This is a genomic window from Kitasatospora sp. NE20-6, from assembly GCF_045862635.1.
The window spans coordinates 1-24,527 of the sequence record NZ_BPRL01000061.1; the positions used below are offsets into that span (position 1 = coordinate 1).

Here is a 24,527-nt window from a genome sequence, read left to right on the forward strand (position 1 = left end):
CACGACCGGACGTCAACCGGTGGGAGCGGGGGTCAGTAGTCCCAGGACCACTTCTGGGCCGAGGTGCCGTTGCACGTCCACAACTGCAGCGGAGTGCCGTTCGCGGTCTTCGCGCCCGTCACGTCCAGGCACAGACCGGACTTCTCCGCGACGATGGTTCCGTCGCTCCTGACCGACCACTTCTGGGCCGAACTGCCGTTGCACGGCCACAGGTCGACCTTGGCGCCGGACGTGGTGGAACCCTCGTACACGTCGAGGCATTCGGTGGCGCCCATCGTGCGCAGCTCGCCCGAGGAGGTCGGCGAGAACAGCTGGTTGATGCCGCCGTTGCAGTCCCAGATCTGCTCCTTGGTACCCGGGAAGTACACGGTGCCGCCGGCCGTGTCGACGCACTTGCCGGACTGGGCGCTCACCAGTGCGCCGGTGCCGCCCGTGCCGGACGTGGCGACCGCGGAGATGAGGGCGACGCCGCCGGCGGCCACGCTGGTGGTGTAGGTGCTGACGGTGCCGAGCGGCTTGTCGTTGTTGATCATGTCGGTGATCTTCGCGGTGCCCGTGAGCCCGAGCTGGGCCAGCGGGAGGCTGAAGGTGTGGCTGGAGGAGGTGTCGGTGTTGAACACACCGATGTACCAGGTGCCGTTCTTCTCGCGCTTGGCGAAGACCTGCTCGTTGTCGGTCTTGACCACCCGGGCGGCGGGGATGCCGTCCTGGTCGATCGCGATGAGCCGCTTGTTGGCCAGCAGCGCCTTGTCGCCCGCGTCGAGGTGGGTCAGGTCGGCACCCAGCATGTACTGCGAGCTGGCCAGCGCCCACAGCGCCATGTTGGTCTGCCGCTGCGGCGGGGTGATGCCGTCGTCGTCACCGTTGCCGACACCGAACGAGTCCAGGTCGTTCCATCCGCCCTTCCCGGCGTACGGCTGGTACGTGGCCGCGTCGTCGAACCGCCTGGAGACGTTGGCCCAGCTGGTGAGCGGGAAGCTGTAGCCCTTCGGGCTGGCGCCGATGTCGCCGTCGATGCGCCAGGAGTTGGCCAGCGACGACCAGGTGGCGCCGTTGGAGGCGGACAGGCTGGCGGACAGGTTGAGTGCGATCGGGCGGCCGGTCTGCTTCAGCGCCTTGGACCAGGCCGTGACATCGGCCGTCTTCGACGCACCGACCCCGTCCAGCTTCAGGTAGTCCACGCCCCAGTCGGCGAACTGGTCGGCCCAGGAGTTGATGAACTCCTGCGCGCCGGGCTTGCTGAAGTCGATGTTGCGCATGCCCTTGCAGTTGAAGTTGCTCGCGCTGCTCGTCGTGGCGATCTGGTCCGCGGTGTACGACGTGCCCTTGATCTTCGTCTTCCTGGCCACCGCCTGGGCGGAGATGCCCGGCGTCACGTAGAGGCCGTACTTCAGTCCCTTGCTGTGCACGTAGTCTCCGAGGACCTCCATGCCGTCCTTGCCGTCACTGCCCGGGAACAGCGATCCGTCGGTCACCCAGCGGCCGTCGGAGTCGACGTCGGGGCCCTGACTGCCCGGGCACTTGTACCAGAAGTCGTCCATGTTGGCGTAGTTGTAGCCGAGGTCCTTCAGCCCGCTCGACACGAGGGCGTCCACCTGGGCCTTGAACTTGGCGGCCGAGGGATCCCGCTGCAGGAACCCCCACCCGCTCCAGCCCATCAGCGGGGCGTTGACGGCGATGCCGTTGTCCGATGCCCGGGCCGTCTGCACCAGCGCCTGCGGACCGGCCAGCCCCACGCCGACGGCGGCCGCCAGCGCCACTGCCACCCATCGAGATCTCATCTGTCCTCCACGGTGTACGAATGCCTTGGTTGTCAGCGGTGTGCGGGTCACTTGAAGGTCCACTGCTGGTTGTTGCCGCCGTTGCAGGTCCACAGCTCCAGGCCGGCGCCGTTGGGGTTGGTGGTACCGGTGACGTCCAGGCAGAGGCCCGACTGGACACCGGTGACGGTGCCGTTGCCGTTCCTGTTCCACTGCTGGTTGCTCCCGCCGTTGCAGTCGTGGATCTCGACGTGCGTGCCGGGGGAGGTCTCCTTGTTGTGGGCGTCGAAGCACTTGCCCTCGATGCGCAGGGTCTTGTCGGACGTGCTGTAGGTGACGTTCTGGTTGGGGCTGCCGCTGCTGCTGCAGTCCCAGACCTCCAGCTGGACCCCGTTGTAGGTGGTGCCCTGCGGGGAGTCGGCGCAGCGGCCGGAGAGCTTGCTGACCAGCGGGGCGCCGATGGTGCCGTGGCCGGCGGCCGGGGTGACGCGCAGCAGGCGGGAGCCGTGGCCGGGGACCGAGGCGGTGAACTTCCCGCCGGAGGTGCCGAGGTCGGTGTGGCTCCACAGGTCGCGGACGGTGGCGTTTCCGGTGAAGCCCAGGTCCGACCAGTTCGCGGTGACGTTCGCGGTGGAGCCGCCGAGGTTGAACAGGCCGACGGTGTAGGAGCCGTCACTGGTGTGGGCCCACCAGGTCTGCTGCTGCGCGCCCTGCACCACGGGGTGGGCGGGACGGCCCGCCCGGTCGACCGCGAGGACCTCGTCGTTGGTCAGCAGGGCCAGGTCGCCGGCATCCATGTGGGTCAGGTCGGTGCCGAGGAGCAGCGGCGCGGCCGAGATGGCCCACAGGCTGAGCTGCGTGCGGCGTTCGTCGACGGTCAGGCCGGTGGCCGCCCCGTTGCCGACCTCGATGGAGTCGGGGTCGCCGTATCCGCCGGAGGAGTCGTACTGCACCCAGGCCGGCAGGGTGTTGAACCGCTGGGAGACGGCGTTCCAGTTCGTCAGGGTGCTGCAGTAGCACTCGATGTCACCGCCGACCCGCCAGCCGTTGGAGTACTGCTTCCAGAACGGGCCCTGGTTGATGTCGAGGGCGTTGGACAGCTCGAAGTGGATGGTGCGCCCGGACCGGTCGAGCGCCTGCGACCAGTGCTGGACGTCGTCCTTGTCGGAGGTGTGGACCCCGTCCATCTTCAGGTAGTCCACGCCGTAGGAGGCCAGCAGCTTCGCCCACGAGTTGAGGAACGCCTGCGCGGCGGCGGGGTTCTTGGCGTAGTCGATGAAGTACATCGAGCCGTCGCGGAAGTTGTAGTTCGTCTCGTAGTGCGTGGTGTCGGAGACGATGTCGCGGGCGTGGAAGGACGTCCCCTCGATCGGGGTGTTCCGGTTGTACGCCGCCACCGGGATACCCGGGGTGAGGTACAGGCCGAACTTCTCGCCCTTGCCGTGCACGTAGTCCCCGACGGCCTTCATCCCGTGCGGGAACCTGGCGCTGTCGACCACCCACCGGCCGTAGGCGTCGACGTCCGTGCCGGGGTCGAGGTAGTAGAAGTCGTCGATGTTGACGTAGGTGAAGCCGTGGCTCACCAGGCCGGTGGAGGCCAGCGCGGCGGCCTGCGCCTGGATGTTCGCCTCGGTCGGGTCCTTCCGGATGAAACTCCAACTGCTCCATCCCGAAATGGGCTTCGCTCCGGCGCCGTTGGTCGACGCGGCGGCGGGCGGAGCGGCCGAGAACGCCGTTCCGAGCAGGGCCGGGGTCAGCAGCGCGGCTGCGGCGAGCATGCGCCGGCCGCGGTGGAGGGAGCCGGCCGTGCGGTGCGGCCCGTGCGGTGTCGATGACGTCATGGGGGTCCTTCGCCTTCCGGCATGCGGGGGTCAGTTCGAGCTGCGGGCGACGAGCTGGGTGGGGTTGACGAAGCGGAGGGAGACGAGGAGGAGGACGGCCATGGAGGCGGTGTAGATGACGGCCATGGCGTCGATGGACTGGGGGGTGCGGATTCCGGCGGAGAAGACGGCGGAGAACAGGGACACGATCAGGGTCTGGCTGTCGGGGCCGGAGGTGAGGAAGGTCAGTTCGAACATGCCGAAGGTGCGGACCAGGACGAGGATGCCCGCGGCGAGCATTCCGGGCAGGAGCAGGGGGCCCAGCACGCGGACGAGGACGGAACGGGTGGAGGCGCCGCACATCCGGGCCGCCGCTTCGAGGCGGGGGTCGATCTGCTCGATGAAGGGCGTCATGGTGAAGACCACGAAGGGGATGGAGGGCACCAGGTTGGCCAGGACGACGCCCGTGAGGGAGCCGGCCAGGTGGAACTTGTACAGCACGGTGGCCAGCGGGATGCCGTAGGCGATGGGCGGTACCAGGATCGGCAGGACGAACAGCGTGGTCAGCAGGCGTTTGCCGGGGAAGTCCCGGCGGGCCAGGGCGTAGGAGGCGGGTACCGCCAGGAGCAGTGACAGCACCACCACGAGGAAGGAGACCTCGACGGTGACCCACATGACCGGGCCCAGGTCGAACTCCTTCCAGGCCTCGCTGTACCAGGTGGTGGTGTAGCCGCGCGGCGCCCAGCCGGTGAACCAGGTCTTCCCGAAGGAGTTCAGGACGACGGAGCCGATGACGCCGAGGAGGTTGACGAAGAAGAACGCGAGGGCGGCCCGGACCAGCCAGGTTCCCGGGCGCAGGGTCAGGGTGCGGCGCCGGCGTCCCGCGTGCTTGGTGCCGGTGCCGGCGGGGGGAGCGGTGGTGGCCGCGGTCGTCGGGGTGCTCATCCCTTGCCTCCTGTCGAGCCGCGGTAGAGGAGGGAGCGCAGGCCCATGGCGATGCCGATGACGGCGAGCATGAGGGCGGTCATGACCATGGCGATGGCGCAGCCCTGGGAGTAGTCGAAGCGCTCCAGGGCGACTTCGTAGGCCTCGACGGAGATGACGTGGGTCTTGCCGTCGGGATCGCCGACCATCATCGCGGAGGGGAAGACGGCGAAGGCCAGGACGAAGGTGAGGCAGAACGTCGTCAGGAGCCCGGGAAGCAGCAGGGGGAAGGTGATGTGGCGGAAGCGTTGCTGCCGGCCGGCGTCGAGGGTGGCCGCGGCCTTCTCCAGAGCGGGGTGGATGCCGGAGAGGTAGGAGTGCGTGAGCAGGAAGGCGAAGGGGAAGCCGCTGATGATCAGGGAGAGCAGCACGCCCCAGTAGTTGTAGGTCAGTTGTACGGGTGTGTCGGCCAGGCCCAGCGCGTGCAGGGTCTGGTTGAACCAGCCGACCGGGCCGAAGAACTCCACGATGCCCTCGGCGGTCAGGACCGTGCCCAGGGTGATGGGCACCACGAGCAGGGTCAGCAGGAGGCGCTTGCCGCGGAAGTCACGGCGCATGCCGTAGGAGACGGGCACGGCCGCGCCGACGTTGATCAGTGCGGCGGGCAGGGCGAGTTGGAAGGTGATGCCGATGGAGCCGACCGCGAAGGAGTTGCCGAAGAAGGCGCGGTAGGAGCCGAGGAAACCGCCGGTGTCCGGATGGAAGGAGATCTGCAGCCCGTAGAGGAAGGGGTAGCAGAACAGCACGACCACGGCCAGCAGCCCGGGCAGCAGCAGGAGCAGGGTGCGGTCGACACCGCGTTCGGCCAGGCGGTGCCGCAGCGCCGCGCGGTCCCTCACCGGGCCGGGTGCGACTCCCGGCGGCGACAGGGTGGTGGTCATGCGGCCGTCTCCTGGGGGTTCCGGAGGAAGACCATGGCCCGTTCGGCGGGGATCGTCAGCGCCACGGTGTCGTGCGGGCGCACGGAGGCGGCGGTGGTGAAGTGGATGCGGTCGCCCTCGCGGGTGAGGGCTTCCACGTGGAACTGCCGCCCGTGGTACTCGACGATCTCGGCGACGGCCTCCACGTCGGCACGGCCGCCGTCCTGGGCGAGGTGGATGTCCTCCGGGCGGATCGCGACGACGACCTCGTCACCCGCGACGAGCCGGCGGCCGGCGACCGGTGTGCCGTGCATGGCCATTCCCCGTCCGCGGGCCAGCACGCCGTCGGTGTCGGCGGAGGCCACCTCCAGGTGGAACAGGTTGCGGTAGCCCATGAACGCCGCCACGTGCGGGTCGGCGGGGTGCTCGTACAGGTCGGCGGGAGTGCCGATCTGGCTGACGCGTCCCTCGTGCAGGACGACCAGGCGGTCGGCCAGCGACAGCGCCTCCTCCTGGTCGTGGGTCACGTACAGGGTCGTCAGGCCGAACTGCTGGTGGATGCGGCGGATCTCGGTGCGCATCTCCAGCCGCAGCGCCGCGTCCAGGTTCGACAGGGGCTCGTCCATCAGCACCAGCGGCGGCTCCAGGACGATGGCACGGGCGATCGCGACACGCTGCTGCTGACCGCCCGACAACTGCCCCGGATGCTTGCGGGCCTGTTCGCCGAGCCGGACCAGCCGCAGCACCCCGTCCACCCGGCGCTCGATCTCCGCCTTGCCGACCTTGCGCATCTTCAGCCCGAACGCGACATTGGCCCGCACGCTCAGGTGCGGGAAGAGCGCGTAGTTCTGGAAGACCATTCCGAAGCCGCGCTTCTCCGGCGGCAGCGTGTCGATCCGCCGCCCGTCCAGGAGGATCTGACCACCCGTCAGCGGGAGCAGGCCCGCCAGGCAGTTCAGAGCCGTCGTCTTGCCGCACCCCGAAGGGCCGAGCAGGGCGACGAACTCACCGCCGTGCAGGGTCAGATCCAGCGGCTGCAGCGCGGTGTGCGCACCGTAGGCGCGGGTGACGCCCTCCAGCCGGAGCTCACGCAACTGCGACCCGGGACGGTCGGCAACCGGTGACGGCCCCTCCGCCGGCGGACCGGGGACCGGGCCGGACTTCTGATCGGATGCGGTACGGGTCATCGGGGACACCTTGCTCACTTCGTCGAGCCGATCCGGCGGTCCCACAGGTCGAAGGCCGTGACCTGGGTGGTGGCCGGCAGCGAGTTCTTGATGGGGTACTGCTTGATCCACGCGTCGAAGTCCGGCTCCCCGAACTTCTCGACGACCTTCTGCGAAGCCGCCGGGGCCTTGCTCAGCGGCACGTCCTTCACGGCCGGACCCGGGTAGAAGTAGCCCTCGTCGTAAGCGAACGCCTGCTGCTCCGGGGTGAGCATCCACGCCAGCAGCCGCAGCACCGCGGTCAGCACGTCGGCCTCGACGCCCTTGGGGATCACCCCGAACTGGGCGTCGCTCACCCAGGTGAACGACGAGAACTTCGCGACCTTCATCCCGGCCGGGACGGTGCCCAGCGCACGCGGATTGACGTACCAGCCCGTCGTCGTGGCGACCATGTGGACGGTGCCGGCGGCGAGGTTCTTCATCGTCGCGGTCGTCCCCGCCGGGTACGAGTCGACGTGCTTGTTCAGCTCCGTCAGGTACGCCCACGTCTTGGACCACCCGTCGGCCGGGTCCGTGGGATCGGAATCACCCAGCAGGTACGGCAGGCCCATCAGGAAGGTCCGCCCGGGACCGGAGTTCGCGGGCCGCGCGTACTGGAACTTCCCCGGGTTCGCCTTCGCCCAGTCCAGCAGTGCGTCCGCGGTGGCCGGAGGCGCCGAGACCTTCGCCGGGTCGTACTCCAGCAGCGGCCCCGACGGGTACCAGACCAGCTCGATGCCCTGGTCCTCGGCCAGCGAGGTCATCGCCGCCGCAGCCGGCTGGTAGTTGGCCATCAGGCCCGGGAAGAACGTGTCGTGGTACGGCTTCAACCCGTACCACAGGCCCTTCTGGATGCCGGAGGCCAGACCGTCGGTCCCCGTGAGCACCAGGTGGATCTGCACGTTGCCCGCCTGCTGCTGCGCCTGGACCTTCGCGGCCAGCTGAGGCGCGGTGCCGGTGCTGTACGTCACCCGCGAGACGATCTCGGGGTGCGCGGCCGTGAACGCCTCGATCATCGGCTTGGTCAGGGCCAGGTTCCCCGCCACGTCCAGCACGTTCAGCGTGACCGGTTCGGCGGGCGTGTCGGCGAGCGAGCCGGGCGCGGCCGAGGCGCTTCCGCTGTTGGGGCCGCTCGGAGCGGAACAGGCCGCAAGGAGGGGCGCCGCGACGCCGGCGGCGGCGAGAGTGGACAGCACCCGGCGGCGCGAGGGGGCGGGGAGGCTCAGTCTGCTTCCGGGGAATTCGGGCATGGAGGGTGATGTCCTTCGCTGTGTGGTCGTGTCCCGCCGGGCGTGTTGCCCGCCTGACGGGACGGAGGATCGCGTGAACTGTCGGGCCTGTCCGGCTCGACCCGCTGCAGGATCGGACGGGAAGCCGCCGCCCCTCGCGGGGAGACGGAGGGTCAGGACGGGGACCGTGGTGCGGTTCGCGCGGGACTTCCGACGGTCGCCGTCGTCGCCGCGTCCTGGCGGTGCTGGTCCAGGCCCGGAATGTGCCCTTCGCCCAGCGAGGGGATGGGCCAAAGTGTGCTGTCCTGTTTCTTCCAGGGTCAAGACTCAAGACAAAGAAACATTTTCCGACATGCGGGCCGGGCAAGAAGCCGCAGGCCGGAGCGTCGGAGCCCGTGGGATGTGAGGATGGTCATCACGCGGCGCGTTCACCCATGTGAAGCATGAGGGGTCCGGCTGCACTCGTCGGGATGGAACTACTCGCTCACGCAGCAGGGTTGACCCTGGGAGTCGCCCCGGCCTAGCCTCGCCTCTCACTAGAGTTCATATTGCAGATCATCGTTCACGTATGTGGCCCAGTGGTTCCAGCCTGAGCCTCCCCCCGCACGGCACGGAGTCACAAGCCGTCCGGGACCGCATCCCCCACCCCCCGGGAAGGCATGCCATGCACGAACTCCCCAGCCGCCGCACGGTGCTCGGCACCCTGGCCGGCGGCGCGCTCGCCACGTTCGCCGCCGGCGGCGGCACGGCCGGTGCCGCGCCGGCCGCCGCGCAGACCTACACCCCGCCCGCATCGCGTACCTGGCTCAGCCTCAACTCCGACTGGCGTTTCCACCAGGGCGACGTCGCCGGCGCGCAGGCCCCCGCCTTCGACGACGGCGCGTGGAGCGCTCTCAGCGTGCCGCACACCTGGAACGCCCAGGACGGGGCGGACGGCGGCGGCAACTACTACCGCGGCGTCGGCTGGTACCGCAGGCGCATCACCGTCCCGGAGGACCTGTCGGGGAAGATGCTCTTCCTGCAGTTCGCCGGGGCCAACCAGGTCGCCGACGTCTGGATCGACGGCACCCACCTGGGCCGGCACCAGGGCGGCTACTCCCGCTTCCGGTTCGGCGCCACGGCGAACCTCACGCCGGGCAGGGAGAGCGTGCTGGCGGTCAAGGTGACCAACGCAGACAACCCCGACATCGCACCGCTGAGCGCCGACTACACCTTCCAGGGCGGCCTCTACCGCAACGTCAGCCTCTACGCGGTCGACAAGCTCGCGGTGCGGATGCTCGACCACGCCGGCCCCGGCGTCTACCTGCGCCAGCGCAGTGTCACCGCGGCCTCGGCGACGGTCGACGTGCGGGCGACGGTCTTCAACAACAACACCACCAGCCGCTCCCTGGTGGTGCGCGCCGTCGTCACCGACGCGAACGGCACGATCGTGGCCGACCGCAGCAGCGCACCGCAGACGATCGGGGCCGACTCCGGCGCGGACGTCGTCCAGACGCTCACCATCGCCGACCCCCGCCGGTGGAACGGCCTGGCCGATCCGTACCGGTACAGCGCCACCGTGGAGATCCGGGACGCCGTCGCGGGGAAGGTCACGGACGTCGTCACCGAGCCGCTGGGCCTGCGCAGCTTCAGCCTCGACCCCGCAGGCGGGTTCTCGCTCAACGGCAAGCACCTGGACCTGCACGGCGTCAACCTGCACCAGGACCGCGCCGGCGTCGGCTGGGCCGAGAGCGACGCCGACCACATGCAGGACTTCGCCCTCATCCGCGAACTCGGCGCCACCGCCGTCCGGATGGCGCACTACCAGCACGACCAGAAGGACTACAACCTCGCCGACGCCACCGGCGTGGTGGTGTGGGCCGAGGTGCCGCTGGTCAACGGCACCACGAACTCGGCGGCCTTCACCGCGAGCACGCAGAACCAGCTGCGCGAGCTGATCCGGCAGAACTACAACCACCCCTCGATCGTCTTCTGGGGCATCGGCAACGAGCAGCGCACCGACGACACCGCCACCAACAACCTGCTGGCGAGCCTTGCCGCGCTGGTCAGGAGCGAGGACCCGGACCGCCTCAGCGCCTACGCCAACAACCTCGGCAACGACGCCAAGGTCGCGGGCCACGCGGACACCACCGCGTACAACAAGTACTTCGGCTGGTACGGCGGCTCCTACAACGACCTGGGCGGCTGGGCCGACAGCCTCCACAAGGCCGAGCCGAATCGCACCTTCGCCCTCTCCGAGTACGGCGCCGGCGCGAACATCACCCAGCACGCCCTCAACCCGTCCGGCTACGGGAGCGGTTTCCACCCCGAGGAGTACCAGGCGCTCCTCCACGAGGCCTCCTGGAAGCAACTGGCCGCCCGGCCCTTCGTCTGGGGCAGCTTCGTGTGGAACATGTTCGACTTCGCCTCCGACGGACGCAACGAGGGCGGCCAGCGCGGCATCAACGACAAGGGCCTGGTCACCCGCGACCGCTCGACCCGCAAGGACTCCTTCTACTGGTACAAGGCCAACTGGTCACCCGAGCCGACCCTCCACATCACCAGCCGCCGCTGGACCGCACGCACCGACGCCACCACCGAGGTGAAGGTCTACTCCAACGCCACCGAGGTCACCGCCGTGCTCAACGGCACCTCGCTCGGCAAGCGGAACAGCTCGGACCGCATCTTCAAGTGGACCGGCGTGAAGCTCCGCCAGGGGACCAACACCCTCACCGTCACGGCCTCCATCGCCGGTGCCACCCACACCGACACCGTGACCTGGACCCTCGCCGGGGCCTGACGGACCGCCCGGCTCCGGGGAGCACGGCAACGCGCCCCGCCCCACGCCACGCTGCTCTGCCCCGCCCCGCCCCGGCTCGGGCCGGGGAGGCCTTCCCCGGCGGCCTGCACGACCACGCCATGTCGCGGGACACCCCCAGGAACGCCGTCCCGTCGAAAGCTCACCGCCTCACTTCGCGCACGTCACAGGGCCCCCGCGCCCACCCGCACCCTCACCCCCCACCCCCACCCGGAACGAGGGAAGACATGAGACTTCACACGGCGGAACACGCCGCGGTGAGGACGACCGCGCACGCACCCGGTGTCATGGACGGCAGCACGACCGCACCCGGTGACCGGGACCGCGGGACGAAGCGCCGGCGCAGGGCCATGGTCCTGCGCTCGGCCGTGACGGCCACGGCCCTCGGAGCGTCGGCGCTGGCCGGATCGGCCGGCACGGCGTCGGCGGCCTCACCCGCCGCAAACGGCGCCGCGGCGCTGATGAAGTCCTACGACCCCGGCACCGGTCAGATCGGCACCGGCTGGTGGAACTCCGCGGTGGCACTGAGCACGATCGAGACCTACCAGCAGACCACGGGTGACACCCAGTACTCGTACGCGATCTCCGGGGCCTTCGACAAGCACAAGGCGTCGAACTTCGAGAACGAGTACATGGACGACACGGCCTGGTGGGCGCTGGCCTGGGTCCAGGCGTACGACATCACCGGGAACCCCGCCTACCTGCAGATGGCCAGGACCGACGCCGACTACCTGCACGGCTACTGGGACTCGACGTGCGGCGGCGGCATCTGGTGGAGCACGGCCAGGGGATACAAGAACGCCATCCCCAACGAGCTCTTCCTCCAGCTGACGGCCGCCCTGCACAACCGCATCCCGGGGGGACACCACCTACCTGAACCGGGCCAAGCAGGAGTGGAACTGGTTCAAGGGCACCGGGATGATCAACAGCTCGCACCTGGTCAACGACGGCCTCGACGCCTCGTGCAGGAACAACGGCGCACAGACCTGGTCCTACAACCAGGGCGTCGTGCTGGCCGGCCTGTCCGAGCTGTCCGAGGCCACCGGGGACACCGCTCTGCTCACCACCGCCCGGCAGATCGCCGACGCCGCGATCTCCCACCTGTCCAGGAACGGCGTCCTCACCGAGCCGTGCGAATCCTCGGGCTGCGGCCCGGACGCCGCCTCGTTCAAGGGCATCTTCGTGCGCGGACTGCGGACGCTGGCCACCGCCGCCCGCACCACCGCCTACGACGCGTGGCTCAACGCCCAGGCGAGCTCGATCGCGGCCCACGACACCAACAGCAAGGGATTCGGCGTCTCCTGGGCCGGCCCGATCAGGGAGCTCTCCTCCAGCAGCACGGCGAGCGCCGAGGACGCACTCGTCGCGGCCCTGCCGGGACCGGGCGGCAACCCCCCGGACCCGACGGGCCCGGTGAGGTCCGGCATCGCCGGCAAGTGCCTCGACGACTACAAGGCATCGACCGCACCCGGGGCCAAGGCCCAGATCTGGGACTGCAACGGCGGACCGTCCCAGCAGTGGACCGTCAAGGGCCAGACCCTGCGCGCCAACGGCCTCTGCCTCGACATCACCGGCAACGACACCGCCAACGGCACCCTGGTGGAGTTGTGGACCTGCAACGGCGCCGCCAACCAGAACTGGAAGCCGGCCAACGGCGCCCTGGTCAACCCCGCCACCGGCAAGTGCCTCGACGACCCGCACTCCAGCACCACCAACGGCACCCAGCTCCAGATCTGGACCTGCAACGGCGCCACCAACCAGAAGTGGACGCTGCCGCCGTCGAGCTGACCCCCCGTACGGCGCTGCCGCGGGCCGTCCGCCCCTTCTCACGGGTGAGGACCGGCGGGCCTCCGGCAGCGCCCGGCGCCGTCGGCCGCCGACCCGGTCGGCGGCGCCGCCGCACAGTGCCCCGGTTCCCGGCGTCAGTCCCGCCGGGAACCGGGCGGTGACCGCTTTCGAATCGACGCTCCTGGCCGACGACAACCCACCCCGACCGGTCGGCGACGACCCCGGAGAAGGCAGAAACCATGCGGAAGAACACCCCCGGGCCGGCGGTGCTGCTCCGGCGCACCGTGGCGGCACTGCTGCTCCTCGCGGCGACCCTCCTGGGACCACTGCCCACCGCCCGCGCGGCGGACGTGAGCACGTTCACCCCGGGCGCGGCGTGGAAGGACCAGAACGGCAACCGGCTGCAGATGCACGGCCTGGGGATCGTCAAGTCGGGCAGCACCTGGTACGCGTTCGGCGAGGACAAGACCGGCGAGAACTCCTCGGACACGTCCTTCCGTGCGATCCCCTGCTACTCCTCGACCGACCTGCGCACCTGGACCTACCGGAGCACCGCGCTGTCCCGGCAGGCGAGCGGCGACCTGGGGCCGGGCCGGATCGTGGAGCGGCCCAAGGTGATCCACAACGCCTCGACCCGCACCTACGTGATGTACATGCACATCGACAGCCCGTCCTACTCCGAGGCGAAGGTGGGTGTGGCGACCAGTTCCACCCCCTGCGGCCCGTACACCTACCGGGGCAGCTCCCGGCCGCTGGGCTTCCAGAGCAAGGACCTGGGCCTGTACCAGGAGCCCGACGGCACCGCCTACCTGCTGTCCCGGGATCCGCAGCACGGCCTGCGCATCGACCGGCTGTCCGCCGACTACCTCTCCGCGGCCTCCACCGTCGCCCTCCTGCCCGACTACGAGTCCCCGGCGATGATGAAGTCCGGCGGCCGCTACTACCTCCTCGGCTCCCGCCTGACCGGCTGGAACCTCAACGACAACGTGTACGCCAGCGCCACCTCGCTGAGCGGGCCGTGGACGACGCTCACCGAGTTCGCACCCGTCGGCACCTCGACGTACAACACCCAGACCGCGAACATCATCCCGGTCAGCGGCTCCTCGGGCACCACGTACATCTACGCCGGCGACCGCTGGAACCCCTCGGACCTGGGCAGCTCCGCGCTCGTCTGGCTGCCGATCACCTTCTCGGGCACGACGCTGAACGTCGGATGGTTCTCGTCCTGGTCGCTGGACGTCTCCGCGGGCACCTGGACCGCCGACGCCTCCGTGCCCGGTGCGGCCGGCCACGTCCTCACCAGCGCCGGCAACTCGCAGGTCGTCGACGTCGACAAGGCGTCCACGAGCGACGGCGCCGGCATCATCCAGTGGCCCGCCACCGGCGGCACCAACCAGACCTGGAACCTCCGCCGCGCCCACGGCAACGTCTTCAGCCTCGTCAGCGCCAAGAGCGGCAAGTGCCTGGACGTGTCGGGCGCCTCCACCACCGCGGGCGGAAAGCTCATCCAGTGGCCGTGCTCCGGCGCGAGCAACCAGCTGTGGGCCTTCGACGCGGTCGGCGACTACGCCTCCGCGTCGAACACCTCCTACGTCCTCAAGAACCTCCACAGCGGCCTGGTCGTCGACGTGCCGAAGAACTCCACCACCGCGGGCACCGCCCTGGACCAGTGGAGCGGCAACGGAGGCTCGAACCAGGTCTGGCGCGTCTCCTGACAGGAGCCGCGCCCCGACAGGGCCGAGTCCGGCCACCCCGGCAGCCACACCTATGGGAGACACCATGGAACCCGGACAGATCAAGCGCAGGACCCTGCTCTCCACGGCCGTCGGCGCGATGGCCGTGGGCGCGGTGAGCACCGTGCCCACCCGCGCGGCGGCTGCGGCCCCGGAACAGCTCGCCGACTACTCCAAGCACACGGCCGACAGCCGGAGCGTCACCGTCACCAGCACGACCGGTCAGCAACTGCGCCTCACCGCGTACGGGGACCAGATCGTCAGGGTGCACGCCGCCCGCGCCGGGGAGAGCTTCTTCGCGGACACCCGCTACGAGATGGTGGTGCCCGGGAACCACTCCGCCATGGGCGGCAGCCTGAGCCTCACCGTCACCTCGGACACCATCGAGGTGCACACCGCCGCGGCCGACGGCCTGCGCGTCGTCCTGCGCAAGCGGCCGATGCGGCTGGAGTTCTACTCCCGGGCCACCGGCGCCCTGCTGGTGAAGGAGGACGCCACCCGCGGCATCAGCTGGGGCGGCACGAACGCCACCATCGCCACCCAGGCATTCGCCCCGCCGTCCTCGGGCGAGCGTTTCCTCAAGGCCGGGCACGGCGTACTCGGCCGTGCACCGCGGCTCGACCGCACCGGCGACACGCTCTCCCACAACTACGCCGACGCGTACGCCGCCGCCCACAACCCGATCGACCAGGCGCCCGCGATCGTGCCGTTCTATCTCTCCAGCAAGGGGTACGGGGTGTTCTTCAACACCACGTTCGACACGACCTTCAACTTCGGCGGCAGCAACGGGTACGGGTTCTTCGCCGACGGGCACGACGCCGGGGGCGCACGCCCCCAGGTGGACTACTTCCTGATCAACGGTCCCCGGTTCGCGCAGCTCCTCGACCGCTACACCCGGCTCACCGGCCGCCCGCGACTGCCCCAGCAGTCCATCTTCGGACTCCACATGTCCGACAAGAGCTTCGCCGACGTGAGCACCCAGGACTGGTGGCGCGAGAAGATCGGCCGGCACCGCGCGGCCGGCTTCCCCTTCGACCACCAGGTCAACGACAACCGCTGGCGCGCCGGTTCGGGCTCCTGGTCCGGCTCGTGGTTCGAGTTCAGCCCCGACCGCTGGCCCGACCCCGCCGGTTACCGGAAGTGGGCCGCCGCGAACGGCGTCACCGTGACCCTGGACTACAACCGCAACAACACCAACGAGATGGCGGGGTGGAAGGCCGGCCCGCCGCCCGGCTACAGCCTCGCGGCGGCCGACCTGAAGGACGTGAAGGACAGCAACGCCGTCCCCGACTGGACCAACCCCGCCACCCGCGCCTGGGTGTGGAAGGTCTTCTGGGACAAGGCCCTCGACCCGAGCCTCGGGTACCCCGGTGACGGTCTGTGGATCGACGAGACCGACGACCTCGGAGGGATCCCGTACACGGCGAGGACGGCCGACGGCCGCACCTGGGCCGAAGGGCGCAACGCCTACTTCCTGAACCTGCACAAGGGGGTCGGCGGAGAAGGCTGGGACCCCTCGGGGAGCGGGCACATCGGATCCGCCAAGCGCCCGTGGACCTGGAGCCGCGGCGCGACCGCGGGCCAGCAGCGCTACGGGCACTACTGGACGGGTGACATCAGCCAGACCTACGAGGAGATGCGGAACCAGATCCGGGGCATGCAGACGGCCGGTCTCGGTGGCTTCCCCTTCGCCAACATCGACGGCGGCGGCTTCGACGGCGGCACGGTCTCCGACGCCTTCTACCGCAACTGGCCGGTCGCCTGGTCCAGCCTCTCCCCGATCTGGCGCCCCCACACCTCCGCCTCGACCGCCCAGTACGGCACGAAGGCATCGCGCTGGCCGCTCGACCAGGGAGCGCAGGCGCAGGCCGACTTCGCCCGGTACGGCCAACTGCGGTACACCCTGATGCCGTACATCTACACGCTCGCCCACCAGGCCGCCGCCACCGGCATGCCCATGGCACGGGCCATGGTGATCGACCACCAGGACCGGCCCCAGGCCTACACCCACGACCTGCAGTACATGTGGGGCCCTTCGCTCCTCGTCGCACCCCTCACCTCCGACGGCGGGGGCGTCCAGCAGATCTGGCTGCCGGCCGGAGCCACCTGGTACAACTTCTGGGCGGACATCAAGCACACCGGATCCGACACCGGCGACTTCGCCTGGACCACCCGTACCGGCGAGACACCGCTGTTCGTCAAGGCGGGGGCGATCCTGCCCAGGTACCCGTACGCGCAGAGCACCGCCTACCTCACCAAGCGGCAGCTGGAGATGGAGGTCTACGCGGGGGCCGACGGCGCCTTCGAACTCGTCGAGGACGACGGGGTGACCGAGGCGTACCGGGCCGGTGCCCAGAACACCAGCGTCACCCGCCTCACCTACACCGACGCCGCGACCCGCGTCGTCGTCGCGCACCCGCAGGGGACGTACCAGGGCGCGCCCGACAGGCGCCGCTACCTCGTCCGCTTCCACGGCCTCGCGAAGCCCGTGGGGATGCGGGTCAACGGCGGTGCCACCCTGCCGGCCTTCACCAGCGAGGCCGCGGCCCTCATCAGCGGGAGCGCGGGCGGCAGCGTGTGGGACGCGCAGGCGAAGGTCCTGACCGTCGTCACACCGGAGATCCCCGTGAGCGGGAACGGCGGCACCGCCGCGACCGTCGAGCCCAGCGGTGCCTCCTTCCCGGCCGTCGGCGGCGGCACGGTCCACCAGGCCGAGAGCGCGCGGTTCGACAGCACCTTCATCCTCGACACCCGCCATCCCGGCTACACCGGCACCGGCTACGCCGACTTCGACGGGACGTCCGCAGGGGCCACCATCGCGTGGACGGTAAGCGTGGCGTCGGCCGGGAACAGGCAACTCCTCATCCGCTACGCCAACGGAAGCGACACCGACCGCCCCGTGACCATCGACGTCAACGGCAGGAAGGGCTCCACCCTCGCCCTGCCGCCCACGGGCAGCTGGGACACCTGGGCGACGGCCTCCTGCACCGAGAACCTCCCGCAGGGGACGAACGTCACCGTCCGCGCGACCCTCACCAAGGCCACCGGAGCGAACTTCGACAGCCTGACCGTGCTGTAGCAGGAGCCGTCCCGTCAGTCCCGGCCCCGCCGCCCGAAGCCCGGTGCGGGACACGACCGGTGCGGGACACGACCGGTGCGGGACACGACCGGTGGACGAGCGTGCCCGGCACGTCCGGGCAGTGACCGAAGGCTGCCGCCCCCGTGCGAAGGGGCGGCAGCCTTCGGCGTCGCGGTCGGCTCCCGTGAGGGTCCGCACGCCCGTCCGTCCGGCCGGAAGCGTGCGCAGGAGCGGCACGCGGCTCCGACGGGGGTGACCACGCCCTCCGCCGGCCCCGTCGACCGGACACCGGTCCGGTGTCGGAATGTGTGTGAAACCGGCCCGGTGTCGACACGCGTGGGAATCTGCAGGTCAGCTGCCCGCGGGCCCGTGAAGCCGGACACCGCCGGCGGGCGGCGGCTGGTTGATTGATCAACAGGCATGCCAGTTTAGGTTTTTGGCTGAACGAATGCGATGGGCCGAAACGCGCGTGACAGATGGTCACGAGCAGATATCGGTCCGTCCGCCCCCTTGACGCCGTTGCGCGTCAAGGATGTTATGTGTTGCATACCGTTTGAACGTGTTAGTTATTGGTGGAACGGGCTGCCGCAGTCCGCGGACGTCTCCGGAGAGGCCCTGCCCTCCCCATCCCACCGCGGTCAGCCATGCGTTCCCGGTACCGCCGCCTTCCCCCGCACACCAGCGCCGACACCGGCGCATGCTCAAGGAGCTGTCCATGTTCCGCACCACCCGCCGCACCGTCGCTGCGACCGGCCTGCTGCTCACCCTCGGCCTGGCCACCGCCTGTTCCACCGGGCAGGAGTCGGTGACGTCGGACGCCGTCCCCGCGGCGCCGGTGAACGGCAAGATCTCGATTACCTACCTGCAGAAGCAGGGCGACCAGGAGTACTTCGTGGGCGAGGCGGCAGGCGCCAAGGCCAAGGCCGCCGAACTGGGCATCGACCTCAAGGTCGTCAACCTCGGCAACGACGCCAACAAGACCGTCAGCGAGGTGCAGTCGGCCATCGCGCAGAAGACCAACGGCATCATCATCGTGGTGCCGGACCCGGCGGTGGGGCCGCAGGTCGTGCAGACCGCGAAGGACGGCAAGGTGGCCCTGCTGACCTCCGACGACCAGATCTGCGCCACCGGCCCGGACCCGTCCGCGTGCGGCAAGGACGACCTCGTCGCCCGGATCGGCTTCTCCGGCCAGCAGATGGGCACCGAGGTCGGCAAGCGCGCCGGCGAGGAGTTCAAGAAGGCCGGCTGGAACCAGGCCGACACCCGCATCGTCTCCGCCTGGAAGCAGGACGTCACCGTCTGCGCCGACCGCGTCAACGCCGCGAAGGACGCGTTCATCGCGGCGTCCGGCGCCAGCGTCCAGAAGATCGACGTCGCGACCGACAACACGCCCACCGGTGCCCAGGACAAGATCGCCGCCACGATCACCGCCAACGCGGGCGTCAAGCACTGGGTGGTGTGGGGCTGCAACGACGAGAACGTCCAGGGCGGCGTCACCGCCATGGAGAACGCCGGCATCGGCGCCGACAACGTCATCGGCGTCGGCCTCGGCGCCTACCTCGCCTGCAAGGACTGGAGCGGCAGCAAGCCCTCCGGCATGAAGGCCGCGCTCTTCATCAACGGCAAGGACGTCGGGGCGCTGGCCGTCCAGACCATGTACGACAAGCTCAAGAACAGCAAGGACTTCCCGAAGGAGGCCTTCGCCGCGACCACCATGGTCGACGCGACCACCTGGAAGTCCGCCGGCGTCACCTGCAGCTGACACCCGGCCGGACACCGGCCACCACCGCCCCGGCACCCCGCCCCCCCGGCGGGGCCGGGGCGGCGACCCGCCACCCATGTCACCGGCCCCCGCGTGACAAGCGCCTCCCGTCTCCCGCACAACCCGAAGGTGACCACCGTGAGCACAGCCCACGACACGAACCCGGATCCCCGCCCGCCCGCCGCACCGACCCCCGGCAGCGCCGGCGTGCAGAACGTCGTCAAACGGTTCGGCCCGGTGCAGGCTCTCGGCGGCGTCACCCTGGACTTCCCGGCCGGCCGGATCACCGCCCTCATGGGGGAGAACGGCGCCGGGAAGTCGACGCTCCTGAAGATCCTCACCGGCGACCACCGGCCCACCGAGGGCAGCGTCGTCCTCGACGGCAAACCCGTCCAGTTCGCCACACCGACCGACGCCCGCCGCGCCGGCATCCGGATCATCCCGCAGGAACCCGAGATCATCCCGCACGTCTCCGTCGCCGAGAACGTCTACGCCGGCTCCCTGCCCCGCAAGGCCGGCCGGCGCCTCGACCGCGCCGAACTGCGCCGCCGCATCACCGCCGACCTCCGACGGTACGGCTTCGACAAGGTCCTCGACCCCGGACTGCTCGGCTCCCGGCTCACCCCGGCCCAGCGCCAGCTCGTCGAGATCATGCGCGCACTGACCGAGGACGCGAAGATCGTCGCCTTCGACGAGCCGACCTCCTCGCTGTCCGAGCACGAGGTCGACGCGCTCTTCACGCTGATCCGCCGGCTCCGTGACGACGGCGTCGCGATCGTCTACGTCTCCCACCGCATGCAGGAGATCTTCCAACTCGCCGACCGCATCGCCGTGCTGCGGGACGGCGCCCTCGCCGGTGTGCAGAACGCCGCCACCACCAGCGAGGGCGAGCTGGTGCGCCTCATGGTCGGCCGCGACCTGTCCGCCATGTTCACCCGCGAGCGCGTCACCCCCGGCCGCCTGGTCCTCGACGTCCAGGGCGTCACCACCGACGCCGTGCGCGACGTCACCCTGCAGATCCACGCGGGCGAGGTCGTCGGCCTGGCCGGCCTGATCGGCGCCGGACGCTCCGAGCTCGCCCTCGCCCTCGCCGGCGACCTGCCGGTCCGCTCCGGCACCGTCACCCTCGACGGCCGACGGCTGCCCCCGGGAAAGCCCGGAGCCGCCATCCGTGCGGGCCTGGGCCTCGCGCCCGAGGAACGCAAGGCCCAGGCCCTCTTCCTGCACCGCTCGATCCGCGACAACACCTCGCTGGTCGTCCTGGAGCGCCTGCGCCGCTTCCGCTTCGTCCGCCGCTCGGCGGAGCGGGAGCTGGCGCAGGAGTACGCCGACCGGCTGCGGGTGCGCACCCCGTCGATCGAGCACGAGGTGCGCAAGCTCTCGGGCGGCAACCAGCAGAAGGTCGTCCTCGCCCGCTGGCTGGCCCACAAACCCAAGGTGCTGATCCTGGACGAGCCGACCCGCGGCATCGACGTCGGCGCCAAGGCCGAGATCTACCGGATCATCGCCGACCTCGCCGAGCAGGGCGTCGCCATCCTCGTCATCTCCTCCGAACTCCCCGAGGTCCTCGGCCTCGCCGACCGCATCGTCGTCATGCAGAACGGCCGCATCACCGGCGAACTCGACCGCGCCGAGGCCACCGAAGAAGCCATCCTCAACCTCGCCATGGCCGACGACATCGCCCCCGTCCCTGGAGCATCCGCATGAGCACCACGACCACCCGACCGGCCGCCGACAGCAGCCCCGACCGGCGCAAGGGCTCGAACCCGCTGACGTTCCTCGCCACGATCGGCGGTCAGAACCTCAGCCTGATCGGCGCCCTGGCCGTCGTCCTCGCCCTGTTCGGCGTGCTCAACGACAACTACCTCAGCGTCAACAACATCCAGGTCATCGCCGAGGCCGCGACCATCACCGGCCTGCTCGCCGTCGTCCAGACCGTCGTCATCATCTGCGGCGGCCTCGACATCTCCGTCGGCTCCCAGGCCGGCGTCGCCTCCGTCGTCAGCGCCATGGCCTTCACCAGCGCGGGCGCCAACCCGTTCGTGGGCATGGCCGCCGCCGTCGGCGTCGGCATCCTCATCGGCGTCCTCAACGGCGTGGTCATCGTCTACGGCCGGGTCAACCCCACCATCGCCACCCTCGCCGGCCTCGCCGCCTACAAGGGACTCGCCCAGCTCGTCTCCAACGGCCGCGCCCAGGGCTACGTCCTCAACAACGACGTCTTCGTCTTCCTCGGCCGCGGCAAGATCGCCGGCCTCCCCGTCATGGTCTGGATCCTCATCCTCACCTCCCTCGCCGTCCACCTCCTCCTCAAGTACACCGACATCGGCCGCAACATCTACGCCATCGGCGGCAACGACACCGCCGCCCGCCTCGCCGGCATCAACATCAACAAGTACCTCGTCGCCGTCTACGCCCTCATCGGCACCGTCGCCGCCGTCGCCGGCATCCTCCTCACCGCGCGCACCGGCTCCGGCCAGCCCACCTCCGGCAGCGAAGGACTCGAACTCAAGGCCATCACCGCCGCCGCCCTCGGCGGCTGCGCCCTCCGCGGAGGCAAGGGCGGCATCGGCGGCACCCTGCTCGCCGTCGCACTCCTCGGCGCCCTGGAGAACGGCCTCACCGTCCAGGGCATCAACTCCTTCTGGCAGAACGTCGCCCAGGGCGCGCTCCTCGTCATCGCCGTCGTCATCCAGCAGCGCCGCAACGGCGAACGCGCCATCGGCCTCCCGGCCTGACGGCCGGCGTGCCGGCGGTCACCGGAAGAACCCCGCCGGCCCCGCCCGGGGGAGTCCGGCAGGCCTGACGACGAAGCCCGACCGGTGTGCCCCGACAGGGTGCGCCGGTCGGGCCTCGTCGTCGACGCGGGTGAGTCGCCGACCACCGGGGTGTGCACGTCGCCGCCCCGGCCGGGCCCCTCGTCCCGGGTGCCGGGGCGGACGGCCCCGCCGCGGACGCGGGTCCGTCCGGGGCGGTTCGGGTCAGGCGGGCGGGAGCGGCGGCCGGGACGGGTGGCCGTGCGTCCGCCGCCGGTTCAGCAGCCACCACGCGGTCACCAGGTCCTCGGTGTGCCGCAGGTTCAGCCCCGTGAGCACCTGGAAGCGGTTGACCCGGTAGCGCACGGTGTTCGGGTGGACGGCGAGCCGTTGCGACGTCTCCCGGACCTCCTGGTCGCACTCCAGGTACACCCGCGCGGTCTCCTCGATCTCGCGGTTCGACCGTCCCGTCTCGTCGAGGGCCGCGAGGTGGCGCGCCGAGAGCAGGTCGGCGGTTCGGGCGGCGGAGCGGACCAGGGGACGCGGCCCCAGGTCGGAGAGCCGTACCAGCCCGGTCATCGCGAACCGCTCGGCGGTCTCAAGTGCCACCACCGCCTCGTCGAAGCCGTGGTGGAGTTGTTCGAGGGGCAGGGGCGGGCCGGCTGCGACCAGGTGGTGGGCGGTGCTCGCGGGGGCCTTCGGAACGATGAAGCCCAGGCCGGGCCCCACCTGGGCCAGCAGGAGACGGTCGGCGGGGACACCGACGGCGGACGCGACGGCGCGGCGGACCGCGTCGGCGTCGGCGGCGGACGCCGCTCGCGCGGCGAGGGCGACGTGGGGGAGCTGGAGGTCGAGCCCGAAGAGAGGGGCGTCACGGTGGATCCGCTCGGTGGTGAACGCCCCGCCGAGCACGCCCCCCGCGAAGGCGGAGCGGCGCTCGGCGTCGAAATGCGCGCGCTCCAGGGCCAGGTCGTGCTGGACCCGGGCGAAGACCGAGGACGCCTCGTTGGCGAACTCCCAGGTGCTGTCGTGCACCGCGAGCAGGAGTCCGGAGGGCAGGTCGACCTCTGCGGCGACCTCGTCGATCAGGGCGAGCATCTCGCGCGAGCCCAGCTGGTAACCGATGGCGAGGACGTCGAGGGGGACTCCACGGGCGACGCGCTCCAGGGCGTACTCGCCGAGCATGTCGCGCAGCGCACCGTCGGGAACCCGCAGGGCCGAGAGCTCCCCGATGAGGATGTCCATGAACCGGCGGGCCGACGCCCGGAGCTCGTCGTCGGACAGGACCGCGTAGCCGGGAACGTCCGACCGGACGAGGGCCAGGAGGCGGTCGGCGAAGACCCCGCGCAGCGCGCGCAGACGTTCCACGGCCGCCACCACCGTGGCGCGCGTCGGGCCGTCGAGGGCGGAGAGGTCGGGCATCCGCCGCCGTACGGGCCAGGCGGGCGGGGTCTCGTGCTCCATGAGGGGTTCGCCTCGATCCACCGTCTCTACCGTCAGGTTTGTCGGCCGGCACAAGGTCGGCGCTGCGATGTTATCGGAGGATCCGTATGCACCGGGCCTGATCGCGGCCACACTGTGGCCAGGCTCGTGGCGCCCTGTTCCGGCCGCCGGTCCGAGCGCTCCTCATCGGCGAAGGGACTCCTCGTGGCACGTCCGCCCACCCGGCCCCCGGGCGCCCGGGCGGCCCGCCGGCCGATTCCACCGGCTTGCCCATTCCTCCCCGGTGATGTTGAGGCCTATCCTGTGTCTGTTCGGTTCCGGTGCTTTCGGTCCGATGTCACGGCGTGCGGTGTGTGCGACAGGGGATGGTCATGGCGGATGCGGCGATGCTGGCGTCCCAGAGACGTTCCCTCATCATCGACCGCGTGCGCCAGTCAGGTGCTGTCCGGGTGTCCGACCTCGTCGAGCAGTTCGGGGTCTCCGACATGACCGTCCGACGCGACCTGGACGCACTCGCCAGAGCCGGGGCGGTGCAGAAGGTCCACGGGGGCGCCGTGGCCAATCCCGGCGGGGCCGTCGACGAACCCGGTTTCGAAGCCAAGTCCGGCCGGGAATCCGCCGCGAAGGCCGCCGTCGCCGACGCGGCCGCCTCACTCGTCGAGACCGGCACCGTGATCGCCCTCTCGGCCGGCACCACGACCTACGCGATCGCCATGCGGCTGCTGAACATCCCTCACCTGACCGTGGTCACCAACTCGCTCCCGATCGGCGATCTCCTTCGCACGACCGCTCAGGAACGGGGCGGGACCGCACCGTCGCTGCTGCTGACCGGTGGCTCGCCCACGCGCTCCGCGGCGCTGGTCGGCCCGATCGCGGACCAGGCGATCCGCACCCTCCACGTCGACCTGCTGATCCTGGGCGCCCACGGCGTCTCGGACCGGGCGGGGCTGACCACGCCGAACCTCGCGGAGGCGCAGACCAACCGCGCCCTCATCTCCTCCGCCCAGCGGGTCGCGGTGGTCGCCGACCACACCAAGTGGGGGATCGTCGGGCTCAGCAGCTTCGCCCGGCTCGACGAGGTCGACCTCTTCATCACCGACGACAAGCTCGAACCCCAGGCCCAGACCCTGCTCGGGGACGCCGTGGGCAAGCTGATCGTGGCGAGCGCAACGGACCCTGTCGGTCCGGCAGTTTCCCGTGCGACCGGTGCAGAGGGCGTCACGGGCGTCGCCAGGTTCGGATGAACCGCCCCGTCCCGGGCGCGCAGCGGCACGGGCACCTCACCGGACGGCGTGTCCGGCCCGGCGGACC

Annotated in this window: 15 protein-coding genes and 2 pseudogenes; 10 read left to right on the forward strand and 7 right to left on the reverse strand. The window is 70.5% G+C overall.

Features of this window, described 5'->3' with window-relative positions; genetic code table 11:
* Window positions 1-32: 32 nt before the first annotated feature.
* From SNE206_RS31325 to SNE206_RS31350, 6 genes are read right to left on the reverse strand one after another with little or no spacing between them, the layout of a single operon-like run.
* Window positions 33-1,781, reverse strand: coding sequence for a glycoside hydrolase family 27 protein (locus SNE206_RS31325; protein ID WP_407916922.1), 1,749 nt, complete (start codon window positions 1,779-1,781; stop codon window positions 33-35).
* Window positions 1,782-1,828: 47 nt separating this feature from the next.
* Window positions 1,829-3,601 (reverse strand): glycoside hydrolase family 27 protein, encoded by a 1,773-nt coding sequence (locus tag SNE206_RS31330; RefSeq protein WP_407916923.1) that lies wholly within the window; start codon window positions 3,599-3,601, stop codon window positions 1,829-1,831.
* Between the two features lie 30 nt (window positions 3,602-3,631).
* Window positions 3,632-4,525 (reverse strand): ABC transporter permease, encoded by an 894-nt coding sequence (locus SNE206_RS31335; protein ID WP_407916924.1) that lies wholly within the window; start codon window positions 4,523-4,525, stop codon window positions 3,632-3,634.
* The gene (locus SNE206_RS31340; RefSeq protein ID WP_407916925.1) at window positions 4,522-5,445 is read right to left on the reverse strand and encodes an ABC transporter permease; all 924 of its coding nucleotides are present in this window, start codon (window positions 5,443-5,445) and stop codon (window positions 4,522-4,524) included. Before SNE206_RS31340 ends, SNE206_RS31335 begins: the two co-directional genes overlap by 4 nt.
* Window positions 5,442-6,611: an ABC transporter ATP-binding protein gene (locus tag SNE206_RS31345; RefSeq protein WP_407916926.1), complete on the reverse strand. Its 1,170-nt coding sequence runs from the start codon at window positions 6,609-6,611 to the stop codon at window positions 5,442-5,444. The genes SNE206_RS31340 and SNE206_RS31345 overlap by 4 nt, the downstream gene beginning before the upstream one ends.
* Window positions 6,612-6,625: 14 nt before the next feature.
* Entirely contained in the window at window positions 6,626-7,879 is a 1,254-nt protein-coding gene (locus SNE206_RS31350; protein ID WP_407916927.1) for an extracellular solute-binding protein, read from the reverse strand.
* Between the two features lie 643 nt (window positions 7,880-8,522).
* On the opposite strand from SNE206_RS31350, the gene SNE206_RS31355 reads away from it, so the two are divergent.
* The 9 genes and pseudogenes from SNE206_RS31355 (at window position 8,523) to SNE206_RS31395 (ending at window position 21,755) form a co-directional block, all read left to right on the forward strand.
* Window positions 8,523-10,637 (forward strand): glycoside hydrolase family 2 protein, encoded by a 2,115-nt coding sequence (locus SNE206_RS31355; protein ID WP_407916928.1) that lies wholly within the window; start codon window positions 8,523-8,525, stop codon window positions 10,635-10,637.
* 479 nt (window positions 10,638-11,116) lie between these two features.
* Window positions 11,117-11,437, forward strand: a pseudogene (locus tag SNE206_RS31360) (glycoside hydrolase family 76 protein); the annotation flags it as partial.
* Between the two features lie 88 nt (window positions 11,438-11,525).
* Window positions 11,526-11,951, forward strand: a pseudogene (locus SNE206_RS31365) (glycoside hydrolase family 76 protein); the annotation flags it as partial.
* Between the two features lie 117 nt (window positions 11,952-12,068).
* Window positions 12,069-12,443 (forward strand): RICIN domain-containing protein, encoded by a 375-nt coding sequence (locus tag SNE206_RS31370; RefSeq protein ID WP_407916966.1) that lies wholly within the window; start codon window positions 12,069-12,071, stop codon window positions 12,441-12,443.
* A 239-nt stretch (window positions 12,444-12,682) separates the two neighbouring features.
* Entirely contained in the window at window positions 12,683-14,158 is a 1,476-nt protein-coding gene (locus SNE206_RS31375; RefSeq protein WP_407916929.1) for an RICIN domain-containing protein, read from the forward strand.
* Window positions 14,159-14,222: 64 nt separating this feature from the next.
* Window positions 14,223-17,255, forward strand: coding sequence for a TIM-barrel domain-containing protein (locus SNE206_RS31380; protein WP_407916930.1), 3,033 nt, complete (start codon window positions 14,223-14,225; stop codon window positions 17,253-17,255).
* A gap of 715 nt (window positions 17,256-17,970) precedes the next feature.
* Window positions 17,971-19,017, forward strand: coding sequence for a substrate-binding domain-containing protein (locus SNE206_RS31385; protein ID WP_407916931.1), 1,047 nt, complete (start codon window positions 17,971-17,973; stop codon window positions 19,015-19,017).
* A 138-nt stretch (window positions 19,018-19,155) separates the two neighbouring features.
* Window positions 19,156-20,724 (forward strand): sugar ABC transporter ATP-binding protein, encoded by a 1,569-nt coding sequence (locus SNE206_RS31390; protein WP_407916932.1) that lies wholly within the window; start codon window positions 19,156-19,158, stop codon window positions 20,722-20,724.
* Window positions 20,721-21,755, forward strand: coding sequence for an ABC transporter permease (locus SNE206_RS31395; RefSeq protein ID WP_407916933.1), 1,035 nt, complete (start codon window positions 20,721-20,723; stop codon window positions 21,753-21,755). Before SNE206_RS31390 ends, SNE206_RS31395 begins: the two co-directional genes overlap by 4 nt.
* A gap of 243 nt (window positions 21,756-21,998) precedes the next feature.
* Here the strand turns inward: SNE206_RS31395 and SNE206_RS31400 are convergent, their stop codons facing one another.
* Window positions 21,999-23,237 carry a PucR family transcriptional regulator gene (locus tag SNE206_RS31400; protein WP_407916934.1) on the reverse strand — a complete coding sequence of 413 codons (1,239 nt, stop codon included), beginning with the start codon at window positions 23,235-23,237 and terminating at the stop codon, window positions 21,999-22,001.
* A gap of 350 nt (window positions 23,238-23,587) precedes the next feature.
* On the opposite strand from SNE206_RS31400, the gene SNE206_RS31405 reads away from it, so the two are divergent.
* A complete protein-coding gene (locus SNE206_RS31405; RefSeq protein ID WP_407916935.1) occupies window positions 23,588-24,460 on the forward strand; it encodes a DeoR/GlpR family DNA-binding transcription regulator in 873 nt (290 codons plus the stop codon).
* Window positions 24,461-24,527 lie beyond the last annotated feature (67 nt).